Genomic DNA, 12,692 nt, shown 5'->3' on the forward strand with positions numbered 1-12,692 from the left:
TTGATCGACGGAGCGGCTACAAAGAGAACTGGTTGTGATTTCTAGCTGTGGATCAGCGGTTTTGCTTGCGATATTGCAAAGGCGAACGTTTAACGATTTGTTTAAACACACGCCCGAAGTGGGCGATGCTGTCAAAGCCGGTATCCTCGGCGATGTTCGTAACTTTAGCGTTGGTGCTCTGCAAGAGACGTTGGGCTTCCTTGATCCGAATGTAGTTTAGATATTCTACGATGGTGAAGCCAGTTGTCTGCTTGAACACACGGCAGAGATAGGTGCTGCTGATGAAAAAAGTCTCAGATAGCCGCTCCAATGTAAGCTTTTCAGCATAATGTGTTTGTAAAAAATCAATAATTTCGTAGACTTTTAGCTGCTTCTCACTGCTCTCAGGGGCAATGGGCTCGCGGCTTATTTCCTGTATTCTGTTCATTTCAATAAATAGTTGGATGAGCAGCGTCTGCAGATAGGGGAATTGCTGTGTCCGTGGTTCTGTTTGTTCTTTTAGCATGCTGAAAAGAAGATATTCAATGGCCCCCTGTTCATGTACTCCGGGCCGCAAAAGCAAGCTTTGTGTAGCCATAAATGGAAAATGCAGCTCGAAGTGCGCCAATGTCTTTTGCAGAAAGCTTTCCTCAAAGTTAATTAAGATCCGTTCATGGCTTGCAGAGCCTTTAGAGGTGGTACGATGGAGCTCGTTCTTGTTAATAAAAATCAGATCACCTTTACGCAAGGTGTAGATCAGATTGTTAATGTAATAACTGCGTTCCCCGGCGAGTAAATAATAAATTTCATAAGTATCGTGATAATGGTCGGAATCCATGCTGAATGGACCGGCTCTTTTTATTTGCTCAATTATAAAAGGAGGCTGAGGCTCCTGTTCCATGCTAAATCTGCTCCTTTCTGATAATGAGGATAATATATGCAAAGTTTTTGTTATTTCTGCTAAGAATCGCTTAGATTAAGATATATTTTATACTATACACTATAAGAAGAAAACGCTTTTAAATCAATAAGTGATGGAGTGATCCTGATGTCCAACAAAAAATATGCTTTCGTAGGAACCGGCGGCCGAGCGGAGTTTTTTTATGGTGAGATCACCACGAATTATCGTGAAACCTCTGAGATTGTAGGCTTTTGTGATGTGAATGGAGCAAGAATGGATTATGCGAACCGTTTGCTGGAGGAAAAATATAAATATCAAGCGGTTCCTACCTATAAAGCTCATGAGTTTGACCGTATGATTGAGGAAACCAAACCTGACACGGTTATTGTCACGAGTATTGACCGCACGCATCATCGTTACATTATCCGGGCGATGGAGCTTGGCTGCGATGTTATTTCGGAGAAACCGATGACAGTGGATGAAGAGAAATGTCAGGAAATTCTTGAAGCGATTGAGCGGACTGGGAAAAAGCTGCGTGTGACCTTCAATTACCGCTATGCCCCACACAACACCAAAATCCGTGAACTCATTATGGACGGCGCGATTGGAGAAGTGCTTTCCGTCAACTTCGAGTGGCTGCTAAATACGCAGCATGGGGCGGATTACTTCCGCAGATGGCATCGTGATAAACGGAACAGCGGAGGTCTGTTGGTTCATAAATCCACACATCATTTCGATTTGATGAATTTCTGGCTGGGTTCGCGCCCAGATACGATTTATGCGATGGGTGATCTAAGATTTTATGGCAGAGAAAACGCGGAGAAGCGCGGGGTGACTGAGTTTTATCAGCGTGCTCATGGTAGCAGTGCGGCGGAAAATGATCCGTTTGCCCTGCATCTTAAAGATAATGAGCAGTTAAAGCAGATGTATCTGGATACGGAGCATGAGGATGGCTACCTGCGTGACCAAAGTGTGTTCGGTGATAATATCAGCATTGAGGATACGATGGCGGTTATGGTCAAATACAAAAATAAGACGATTATGAATTATTCACTTAATGCTTATCTGCCTTGGGAGGGTTTCATTGTGGTATTTAATGGGACCAAGGGGCGGATGGAAGTAAAGGTCGTCGAACAGTCTTATGTAAATGCCGGAGGAAATAAGGAAGATGAAGGGGCGTTAAAAGACAAGCGGATCACGGTCTTCCCTCATTTCGCAGCACTTTATGAAGTGGAGATTGAAGAAGGAGTTGGGGGGCACGGAGGCGGAGATCCTGTGATGCTGCGTGATATTTTTGAACGTCCGCTGGAGGATCGCTTTAATCGTGCAGCATCCCATGTGGACGGAGCGTTGTCTATTATGACCGGGATTGCGGCAAATCGTTCAATAGCTACTGGACTTCCAGTTAAGGTAGATCAGTTAATAAAATTGTAGTAGCCCGTTTATGAACAAGCGGCTTTGGGTTCGTAGGGAGCGTTTCTCCAGAATCCCGGAGGGCCCTCCGCTCTGTCCACATGTTAAGCCAACTTCTACTCTTAGATTGAGCTAAAAAAAGTGAAAATAAAAGGCTGTCTCCAAAATCATCGTAGATGACTAAGAGACAGCCTTGTTTATTTTAGCTAAAATTCAATTATTGTTTGACGACGTTAAAGCCATCTTTTTGCAATTGGGTCACGATACCATCGTCACCGAGCATATGCAGCGCGCCAACGACGACAAGGTAAGTCGCTTTTTTATCACTATTCAAATATTCTTTTACATGCTTCACCATGTTGACGTTACGATCCGAAACCAGGCCTTTATAATACTCTGGCTCTTGCGCGACCGCTTTTGTCATCGCTACGAGCGACTGCTCATCACCTTGCATCCACATTTGGGATAGTGCATCCAGCGAAGCTGCTGCGGAAGTATTGTCCGTTTGATTGAGGCTGCCGAGTGTGTCGACAAGAAGCTTTTCTTGCAATCCATCTGAGAACTGGTCGAACATATTCAGCTGCAATTGTGTGTTTTCCAGTTCAATAATAGGTTTGTTCAGCTTGCCTGCTTTTTGTAAAAAATATAAATCAATGCCGGTATCCGCCGTATAACTTGTAACTTGCATCTGTAGACTTGAGACACCTTGGGTAACGACCCACGGTTTGAAGGAATCGAATGCATTTTCCGCCAGACCATTTGCTTTTAGCAGCTGAGTTACTTTGTTATATGTATCTGCGGATACATGATCCTTGAGCTTGGTTCCATCTGTATAAGAGCCTTTTTCCAAAATAAACTTTTGGATCTCAGCTTGATCAATCTTAGAGATATCTACTTCGACACCTAAATATTGCGAGGCTTCAAAAGCAGCTTCAATCTCCGGACGCAGCGGGTACATTTTGTCGTTAGCCACATGGATAGAACCAAGCAGATAGACGGTGTTGCCGTTGTTCTCCACTTTCCATAAGAATCCAGTGCTTCCGGCAGCTTGAGTATCGGCCACAAAAGTGATGGTGCGCAGCGCTGGACTCCACTCCACCTTATAGCCGATCGTTTCTCCTATAAAGCGGACAGGAACATAGGTGACATTGTTGATGGTTTTAGGAGCCACCTCTAGTTTTTTCTTCTCCCCGTTTACCGTTGCGGTTGTGCTACCGATGGTCAGTGAGAGGGCCAGTCCATTTTTGGTCCCTGTTACGGTTTGGGTTTTTTTATTCCAATTAATATTTACATTAAGCTTCTCTAGCAGGGGACGCATAGGAACTAGGGTCGTTCCTTTTTCTACAACAGGGTTAGAATTGCCTAACTTTATTTCGGTTCCATTAATCCATACACCGACAGGCTTTTCAGCAGCATGCGCAGTGGTAAAGACAGACATAACCATGAAAATGGATAAAAATAATGCACCTAGCTTTTTCATTAATAGGACACTCCGTTTCTAAAAAAGAATGAAAGATGTAAGTCACTCTCTGATTTTAACGTATTTTCCCATAAACAGTTATACCTTTTGTTACTATATTGATTTGATGCCTATGATTGGAAAGTAAACTTACAGTACTTCACGTCATTCAAAAGTCAAAATAATGCACATCAAAGCAAAAATCGCCCCTATTAGATCCTGTTCACTCTCCTTATCATGAAACGTAAGAAACGAAGAGCCTGAAGGGAGCAAGGAACTTATGTGGAGCAGTGCGATTGAAGATGCGATAGAGAAGGTACGTAAGAACATAGACCGGTTCGGGGGCAGTTTCCCTCATGTCAGCAGGAATGGAACTTATCAGCTCAATAACAACGACGACTGGACTAACGGATTTTGGAGCGGCATGTTGTGGTTGTGTTATGAATATACGCGGGATGACAGCTTCCGTATTGCGGCATCCCATACCGTAGAAGATTTCCGCCGCCGTTTCGCGGCAAAGACCGTGCTTGATCATCACGACATCGGCTTCCTGTATTCGTTATCCTCTAAAGCCCAGTGGATTATAGATAAAGACGAATCAGCGCGTCAACTGACATTGCAGGCGGCAGACCTGCTGCTGAAGCGCTGGCGTACAGCTGGCGGTTATATTCAGGCTTGGGGACCGGAGGGGGATACTCAGGAAGGCGGGCGGATCATTATTGATTGTCTGTTAAACCTTCCCCTTTTGTATTGGGCAGAAGAACAGACCGGTGATTCCGAATACAGGGAGGTGGCGGTCATGCAGGCGGAGAAAACGAGACGGTATCTGGTACGGGGAGATGACAGCTCTTACCATACGTTTTTCTTCGACCCGAAGACCGGAGAGCCGATTGGCGGCGCCACTCATCAGGGCTTTACTAACGGATCGACCTGGACGCGCGGGCAGGCTTGGGGTGTTTACGGTTTTGCATTATCCTACCGCTATACCAAAAATCCGTTGTATTTGGAAACGTCCAAGCGGATGGCCCGCTATTTTCTGGAGCATTTGCCGCAGGATCATGTCGCTTACTGGGATTTTAATGCTCCGGTATCTCCGGATACTTACCGGGATAGCTCGGCCTCAGCAATAGTAGCAGCCGGACTACAGGAACTGCTGGAGCTAATGGATGGGGAGGATTCGGAGCGGGCTTATTTTCAGCAGGGATTAGTGCAGTCGATGACTTCGCTTGTGCAGAACTATTCCACGCTCGGTGAAGAGGCGGAGGGGCTGCTGAAGCATGGTTCTTACCATGTGCGCGGCGATCTGTCTCCAGATGACTTCATGATCTGGGGAGATTATTTCTATCTTGAAGCATTGATGCGGCTGCAAAAAGGCAACAAGGGGTACTGGTATGAACGCTGATGGCCGACAAATCTCCCCCTATGCCGTCTTTGCGCTGCTCGACCTTGAGTTGCCCGCTTTAGCTCTAGTGAAGAATGCGCTCAGCCAAGCGCGGCAGGACGATGCGCTGACTGTATTACATCGGTATTTGACCCGACGGAGCACGCCGGGCTGGCGGAAAGAGGATAACCGGAAGCAGCTTATTGACTATGTACGGCTTTATTGTGCAGACGAGCTGGAAGCTGTAATGAAGACAGCGGATGAAGTTGTGGAGCAGACGTTTCTCTTTCGTTTTCCCTGGGATATGGAGCGCAGCCGCATTCCGGTTACCTTTGAGGAAGAAATTGACTGGCGTCATGTTCCGGACAAGGATGTAGAATGGGCTTATATGCTGAATCGCCACCGCTACTGGGTGGCATTAGGACAAGTATATGCGATAACAGGTAAAGAGGTTTATGCAAGAGCATTTTGCTGCCAGCTTGAAGATTGGATAGACCGTAACCCCGTTCCAGACAAGCCTGCGAATGATTCGCTGACATGGCGCACAATTGAAGCGGGCCTTCGTTGTGCTAACTGGATTAAAGCACTGTCTTATATACAGGATAGTCCGCTGTTCACACCGACGCTGCTGGCCAAAGTGATGATATCTCTCCATGAACACGGCCAATATTTAGCTTTATCGTTTACGGGCTGGAAGAAGATCAGCAACTGGGGGGTGCTGGAGACTTGTGGTTTGTTCCAAACTGCGCTCTACTTCCCTGAGTTCACTAGCGCCAATAACTGGCGACAGCTCAGTGAGGAGAGATTGGGAGAGACGGCGCGAATTCAGATTATGGCGGACGGCATCCACTGGGAGCAATCGCCTACCTATCACCATGAGGTTTTGGTATGTTTTCTCGACTGCATCCGCTTAGCCCGATTGAACGGACTGGAGCTTCAGGAAGAATTTCAGCAAAAGGTTCAGCAAATGGCTGTCGCTTCATTGTATTGGGCCAAGCCGAATCACCGGCAGCCGATGCTTGGCGATAGTGATGACAGCGATATCCGTTCGCTTTTGACTTATGCGGGCTGGTTATTTCAGGATGCTGTACTCCGCTTTGGCGGATACGATCAAATGGATTATGACAATGCCTGGTTGTTTGGGATAAATGGAGTTGAGGGCTACGAGCGGCTGAATGCGGAGCTACCGCCAAACTTGTCACACGCCTATGCACATTCCGGCCATTATGTGATGCGAACGGGCTGGGACGAGCAGGATTTGTACCTATATTTTCACTGCGGACCGCTTGGGGGTGGACATGGGCACGCGGATCTGCTACATTTCGATCTGTATGCCTATGGGCGGGATCTGCTTACCGATCTTGGCAGATACAACTATAGTGATCATACACCACTTAGAAAAGCGCTAAAAGAAAGCGCTGCCCATAATACGACCACTGTCGACGGAATTGGATTTACCGAAGTCACGGATACATGGTCCTTCTCTCAGATTGCGAAGCCAACGGGTTGCCAATGGAGCAGCCATCCGGACTTTGATTATGTAGAGGGCAGCCATGACGGCTACCGTCATTGGGATGATCCGGTCTACCCGTTAAGGAGGATCCTATTTATTAAGCCTTTTTACTGGCTTCTGGTGGACAGCTTCAGTTCCCGGCAGGAGCATACATTTTCCCAGCATTTTCATTTTGCACCCGGAACGGTTCAGATGGAAGATGGAACGCTAATATGCCGTACAAAAAATGAGCGGGAAGCCAATCTTTGTATCCTTCCTGTTCATGTTGATGGTCTTCAGGGCAGGATGGATGCTGGGGTAATCTCCCGCGAATATAATCTGCTGGAACCCAATCAGTATGCTGTGTACTCCCGAAAGGGGAAAGGAACGGTCTCGATCATGCAGGTGCTGTACCCGCAGCCTGCGGGTGAGTTGTTCTGTCCGCTGGTCGAACAGGTGCCGATTTACCGCCATACGGGTGAACCGGTGGCTGCTGCACAGGCGGAGGCCTGTCGCATCATCCTCCCCGAAAGGAATGAGGAGCATATTATCGTGATCAGCCACGAGATTCCATCCAGTCATTTAGATTCCTATGTAGTGGAAGGCGTACAAATTTTTGGAGTAGTAGTGCTTATTGTTTCTGCAGACGGTCAAAAGAAAGTCACGGTAATCAGATAATGTATGAATACTGGACAACGGGCTGATAGAATAAAAGAAAAGAGCATGAGAGAGGCGCGGAGAAAACATGTTCAAATTCACTTACTATAGACGTATCCAGGTTTCATTTCTTTTGCTGATTTTTATCCCGCTGATTGCAGTATCGATCATCTCCTTCGTGCTCATCCGGGATACGATGGTAGAGAAGCTGCAGCTCAGCAACGATAACTTCCTGAACGTTATGATTGACGAACTAAACAAAACTATTGATGATGTGACGTTCGCTTCCCATTTTATTGTAAACGATACCAATTTCCGCGCTAATCTGAAGTCATTTGCGGATACTGAGCGGCTAAATAGCTATCAGGATTACGTACATTTTACGCAAATTCAAGATGTGTTTTCGCTCATCAACTCTAAGCCGTTGAATAATAATATCCGCATGTATTTGGTCAACCGGAAACACTTTGTGATCTCCTCTGGGACGGAGAATTTATCTGTAATCAATGCTAACCTGGACAAGCTGATGAGCCGTGTCAATATCCACGAACCGGAGACCTTGCAATGGCTTGGGATGGCTGACAGCGGTTCCGGTAAAAGCAGCAGCTATTATATTGCCAGAGTAATCTATGACAGCCGGGAGAAACGGCAGGTGTCCGTGCTGCTTATCTCAATTCCTGAATCCTATTTCAATAAATTGCTCGGACCCGTCGAATTTGGCAAGGTTGCATTATTTGATTCTGGAGGAGGCTTGATCGCTGGGAACTCAGAATTGGCTCCAGAAGGCAAGGAAGCGAGAGGAAGCGTTCGTACAGCCAGAGCTATCGACAAATCCAATTGGCAGCTGATCTATGAAGCTTCGGAGAAAGAATGGTCGGGCCAGATCTCGCGGACGTTTTATAGTGGCATTGGCTTGGTACTCCTCTTATTTATTGTCTTTTCGGCTACCTCCATGCTGATTGCCAAAAGATTGCATAGTCCGATCATGAAGCTGCAGCGCGTTGTGCGCCAGTTCGGGATGGGGAATCTTGATGTCAGGCTGGAGGTCAAGGGCAAGGATGAAATCGCTGAGCTGGGGCAGACGTTGAATACTATGCTGGACCAGCTGCAAGGACTGATTCACGACATCGAGCTGGAGCAGGAACAGAAGCGGGTGATGGAGCTGGAGGCGCTGTTTATGCAGATTCGCCCCCATTTTTTGATCAATACGTTGAATTCGATTAAATGTAGCCTTATTTTGGCCAAAGATAAGCTGCATAGCGGGATCATCGATTCATTAATGAGTCTGCTCCGGGCTTATTTGAAGGTCAATGAACCGGCTACCTTGCAGGAAGAATGCAAACTGCTTGGCCATTATATCGATATTATGAAGATCCGTAACGAAATCCCTCTTGAACTGGAGGTCGATCTGGAAAAGGATACAGAGAAGCTCATTGTCCCTAAGCTAATTTTGCAGCCCCTTGTAGAAAATGCAATCGTCCACGGATTGGTTGACCACCCGGCACCGCGTATTGTCGTTCGCTCGCGAACGGTCCCTGATGGGATCATGATTGAAGTTGAAGATAATGGCTGCGGTGCAGGGGCTGAAGTTCTGGCGGGCCTGAACCGCAGGTTACTGTATAAGGACGATGAACAGGATGAAGCTTATCAAAGGGTCGGGTTAATGAACGTGGTTCAAAGGCTGAGGCTGACCTATGGTCAGGATACCCGCTTGTCGCTGCATAATCTGCCGCAGGGTGGGGTGTCCGTTTCTCTGTATTTGCCGCAAGGCAATCATCAGGTTAATCTGTCAGAGAGAGAGGGATATTGATGTATAAAGTGATGCTCATAGACGATGATGTTCCTATGCTCAAAGTGCTTCAGCAGATGATTGACTGGGAGGCACATAGCTTGCAGATTGTCGGCAGCACCTATTCCAGTGCCAAGGCGTTATTAATGTTTGAGGAAGTGCAGCCTGACATTGTGATCACGGATATTGGTTTGCCGCAAAAGAACGGGATTGAGCTAGCCGATTGCTTCACCCGCATGAAGCCGGAGGTCAGAATTATTTTCCTGACCTGTCATGAGGATTTCCATTATGCTCAGCAAGCGGTAAAGCTGAAAGTGGATGATTATTTAATCAAGGACCAGCTTACAGAAGAGCAACTGGAGAAAAGCCTTGCCAAGTCCGTACACTTGCTTAAGTCGAAGATCGGGTTGATCAGCCATGGGGAGACAGGCTACAACAGCCAGCTCTTCCGGCAGAACCTGCTGCAAAGGGTGATTGGCGGTGCTCCGCCTGAAACCACACTGGCCTATGCGGCGCAAATCGGCATATCCTGGACGTATCCGTGGTTTATGCTGGGCACGGTCAGTATTCATTTTTCCAGTTTCGACAAGCGATACAAGCAGAGTGAGTATCCACTTATTTTATATGCTATTTACAATATAGCCTTGGAATTGTCCGAAACGTGTGAAGGGGTTACGCCTTTCTTGGAGCAAAAGAATATTGTGATTTTATATAATTACCGTGTGAATCTGGCGCAGAATGCCAGTCTTCATTTTCACGATTATTTACAGCGGCTGTGTTCTGAATGCTCCCATCTTCTTAAGATTCAACCGGGCATTATTGCCGTCACAGAGAAAATGGAGCTACAGGCGATTGGCCAGATCCATCGGCAGATTGTTCAGGACAAATGCGAGTTCTATGCAAGTGCGGATTACACGGTTCTGGATACTTTGCAAATCGCTTCTCCACGTTTCCAGCCTGCTCCCCAAGGATTTCTGGACAGCTATATCCCGCAGATGGAACGGGCCGTGATTAAAAAAGACCTTGAAGCCATCCGTGGCACTCTACAGGAAATCGCTAGGACTGCAAAAGTTATGTCTATTCATCCTGGCGATTTCGCCCGGGATTTATCCTTTATGCTCCGCGGCATCGAGTTAATGTTTACGAGCCTGATGTTCGATGAGGATCTGTTCGTCTATCTCGTGCAGACCCGCACACTTGAGGATACGATGGAACTGGTGGAGAGAAAGCTTGTACAGATTACAGGCAGCAAGCAGCAGGTGGCAGGAACTTCTCCGCAGGAGCCCAAGCTGCAGCTTATCCAGCAGTATATCGACCAGCATCTAGGCGATAATATCACTTCAATTGATATGGCACGTTATCTGTTTCTGGATCCAAGCTATTTTTCGCGTTATTTCAAGCGCATGACTGGCCTGACCTTTACGGACTATGTGCATCAGCACAAGATGAAGGTCGCTACCAAAATGCTGAAAATCTCCAGCCAGAACCTGGAGTCGCTGGCCGTCGGCCTGGGATATTCGGACAGAACCTATTTTTCAAAAGTGTTCAAAAAATATGTGGGAACAACGCCAAGCGAATATAAATCCAAACATTCGGTACGCTGAGAAGCACAATTGTTAATGATATGAACAGACGCGCCGCCCCTCTAGGGCGGTTTTTTGTTGTCGGCGGACAAAGGTCAAAATCTTGCACATTCCGGGTCATAATCACTCCTTCTTGCGGAAGGCGGATGTATTACTATAATGACAAATCAAATTGTCGAGGTGATACAACGTGGAGGCTGCAAAACAACCTGTGCCAAAAATTCTGCAAGAGAAGCGGAAATTCTGGACTCCGCAACGGAAAGAGGCTTTAACCGGGTGGCTGTTTTTGGCACCCGAAATTGTCGGGATGCTATTTCTTAATGTATTTGCGCTTGGATTCTCACTTTATTTGAGCTTCTCGAAATGGGATCTATTGTCGGGAGTCAAAGGAATCGAGTTCATCGGATTGGATAACTATATCAAAATGTTCCATGATCCGAGTATCATTCAAGCTTTGAAGAACAATGCTTTTTATATGATTATGACCGTGCCGATACCGATTGCGATTGCGCTGGTGCTCGCGGCATTGATTCAAAACAGTGTGTTCCTCAAAAATTATTTTAAAGTGGCTTTCTTTATTCCTTATATTTCTTCGATTATTGCGATAGCTGCCGTATGGAGTGCATTGTTCCATCCGTCTCTTGGACCGATCAATCAGTTGCTGATGGAGTTTGGAATTTCCAGCCCTCCGAAATGGCTAGTTGATCCAAAGACCTCACTGTTATCCATTGCTATTATCAGTTCTTGGGCGAGTCTTGGCTACACCATAATTATCTATATGGCTGGCTTGACGAATATTTCCGATGAAATCTACGAAGCCGCCGAAATAGATGGCGCCAGCGCGTTGAAAAAATTCTTTGCCATCACAGTTCCGATGCTGCGTCCGACCACATTTTTCCTGCTTATTACCATGCTGATTGGCTCGTTTAAGGTGTTCGACATCATCGCCTTTTTGACCGAAGGTGGCCCGAATAATTCTTCTACCGTGCTTGTATTCAGGATCTATGAGGAAGGGTTCAAATACTACAACATGGGCTACGCTTCTGCAATTTCCTGGCTGCTATTCGCTGTCATCGGCTTGATTACCGCAGCCACTTGGAAAATGAGAAATGAAGAATAAAGGGGGGAGATTAACATGCAACTGATTAGAAAAAATATGTCCAGAGTGATCACTACCTGCATCATGGGGGCTTTGTCCATTGTATTTCTTATTCCGCTGATCTGGATGATTTCCGCAGCCTTCAAATATGAAAAAGATGTAATGCGCTTCCCGATCCAATGGATTCCCGAGAAGATCAATGTAGCGTATAATTTCAAGATGGTTTGGATGGGACGGGTACCTTTCTCCCATTTCTATTTAAACTCCTTTAAAGTTGCGATTATTACAACCTGCATCACACTGATCATTTCATCTATGTCGGCGTATGCCTTGACCAAAATCAAGTTTAAAGGACGGAATATGGTCTTTCTGGCGCTGCTGTCATTCATGATTATTCCTGACCAGGCCACGCTGATTCCGCGTTTTCTGCTGATTCGTTGGTTCGGCCTCTATGATACTCATGCTGCTATCGTATTAATGAGTATGTTCTCCATCTACTTCACGTTCTTGCTGCGGCAATTTATGATTGGTATCAGCGACGAATATATTGAAGCGGCGCGAATTGATGGTGCAGGCCATTTGCGGATATTCTGGTCTATCATTGTTCCGCTCTGCAAGCCGGTGCTCGCTACCGTGGCGATCATTAAATTTATCTGGACCTGGAATGACTACCAGAATCCGCTGATCTTCTTGCTAAACAAGAATCTGTACACTATCCCACTCGGTATGACACTGTTCCGAGATGATTATTCGAACAACTATGCGATTATGATGACGGCAGCCGTTTCGGCGATCATCCCATTGGTCATCGTGTTCATTGCCCTGCAAAAGCAAGTCATTAACGGAATCTCCTTGGGGGGCGTAAAGGGCTGACTTGCGAGTCTGCAAAAGAGGGTAAAAGTCAAAAATGTGATCCTACTACAGCAAAATTGTGCACTT

Annotated in this window: 9 protein-coding genes; 7 read left to right on the forward strand and 2 right to left on the reverse strand. The window is 46.4% G+C overall.

The genetic code is table 11. The annotated features are described in order from the left end of the window. Positions 1-52: 52 nt before the first annotated feature. Positions 53-880: an AraC family transcriptional regulator gene (locus tag MHH89_RS29750; RefSeq protein ID WP_340012126.1), complete on the reverse strand. Its 828-nt coding sequence runs from the start codon at positions 878-880 to the stop codon at positions 53-55. 147 nt (positions 881-1,027) lie between these two features. Here MHH89_RS29750 and MHH89_RS29755 point away from each other — a divergent pair, with 147 nt between their 5' ends. After that, positions 1,028-2,314, forward strand: coding sequence for a Gfo/Idh/MocA family oxidoreductase (locus MHH89_RS29755; protein ID WP_341088718.1), 1,287 nt, complete (start codon positions 1,028-1,030; stop codon positions 2,312-2,314). Positions 2,315-2,510: 196 nt separating this feature from the next. Here the strand turns inward: MHH89_RS29755 and MHH89_RS29760 are convergent, their stop codons facing one another. Further along, positions 2,511-3,773, reverse strand: coding sequence for a TraB/GumN family protein (locus MHH89_RS29760; RefSeq protein ID WP_341088719.1), 1,263 nt, complete (start codon positions 3,771-3,773; stop codon positions 2,511-2,513). Positions 3,774-4,032: 259 nt separating this feature from the next. On the opposite strand from MHH89_RS29760, the gene MHH89_RS29765 reads away from it, so the two are divergent. The 6 genes from MHH89_RS29765 (at position 4,033) to MHH89_RS29790 (ending at position 12,626) form a co-directional block, all read left to right on the forward strand. Then, positions 4,033-5,154 (forward strand): glycoside hydrolase family 88 protein, encoded by a 1,122-nt coding sequence (locus MHH89_RS29765; RefSeq protein WP_076192904.1) that lies wholly within the window; start codon positions 4,033-4,035, stop codon positions 5,152-5,154. Further along, positions 5,144-7,303 (forward strand): alginate lyase family protein, encoded by a 2,160-nt coding sequence (locus MHH89_RS29770; RefSeq protein WP_341088721.1) that lies wholly within the window; start codon positions 5,144-5,146, stop codon positions 7,301-7,303. The genes MHH89_RS29765 and MHH89_RS29770 overlap by 11 nt, the downstream gene beginning before the upstream one ends. Positions 7,304-7,370: 67 nt before the next feature. Continuing rightward, complete coding sequence (locus MHH89_RS29775; protein WP_076281121.1) at positions 7,371-9,092, forward strand: sensor histidine kinase; 1,722 nt, start codon at positions 7,371-7,373, stop codon at positions 9,090-9,092. Beyond that, complete coding sequence (locus MHH89_RS29780; protein ID WP_076279771.1) at positions 9,092-10,675, forward strand: response regulator transcription factor; 1,584 nt, start codon at positions 9,092-9,094, stop codon at positions 10,673-10,675. The genes MHH89_RS29775 and MHH89_RS29780 overlap by 1 nt, the downstream gene beginning before the upstream one ends. A gap of 169 nt (positions 10,676-10,844) precedes the next feature. After that, positions 10,845-11,774 carry a carbohydrate ABC transporter permease gene (locus MHH89_RS29785; protein ID WP_051490863.1) on the forward strand — a complete coding sequence of 310 codons (930 nt, stop codon included), beginning with the start codon at positions 10,845-10,847 and terminating at the stop codon, positions 11,772-11,774. 15 nt (positions 11,775-11,789) lie between these two features. Beyond that, on the forward strand, positions 11,790-12,626 hold the full coding sequence (locus MHH89_RS29790; RefSeq protein WP_036675652.1) for a carbohydrate ABC transporter permease: 837 nt from the start codon (positions 11,790-11,792) through the stop codon (positions 12,624-12,626). Positions 12,627-12,692: the final 66 nt, after the last annotated feature.

This window comes from Paenibacillus sp. FSL H7-0323, assembly GCF_038002725.1.
Classification (GTDB): domain Bacteria; phylum Bacillota; class Bacilli; order Paenibacillales; family Paenibacillaceae; genus Paenibacillus_AQ; species Paenibacillus_AQ odorifer.

Excerpts from the sequence above, each read along its gene's own strand:
- MHH89_RS29750 (WP_340012126.1), bottom strand. The coding sequence starts at position 880 with ATGGAACAGGAGCCTCAGCCTCCTTTTATAATTGAGCAAATAAAAAGA.
- MHH89_RS29775 (WP_076281121.1), top strand. The coding sequence starts at position 7,371 with ATGTTCAAATTCACTTACTATAGACGTATCCAGGTTTCATTTCTTTTG.
- MHH89_RS29765 (WP_076192904.1), top strand. The coding sequence starts at position 4,033 with ATGTGGAGCAGTGCGATTGAAGATGCGATAGAGAAGGTACGTAAGAAC.
- MHH89_RS29770 (WP_341088721.1), top strand. The coding sequence starts at position 5,144 with ATGAACGCTGATGGCCGACAAATCTCCCCCTATGCCGTCTTTGCGCTG.
- MHH89_RS29755 (WP_341088718.1), top strand. The coding sequence starts at position 1,028 with ATGTCCAACAAAAAATATGCTTTCGTAGGAACCGGCGGCCGAGCGGAG.
- MHH89_RS29790 (WP_036675652.1), top strand. The coding sequence starts at position 11,790 with ATGCAACTGATTAGAAAAAATATGTCCAGAGTGATCACTACCTGCATC.
- MHH89_RS29760 (WP_341088719.1), bottom strand. The coding sequence starts at position 3,773 with ATGAAAAAGCTAGGTGCATTATTTTTATCCATTTTCATGGTTATGTCT.
- MHH89_RS29780 (WP_076279771.1), top strand. The coding sequence starts at position 9,092 with ATGTATAAAGTGATGCTCATAGACGATGATGTTCCTATGCTCAAAGTG.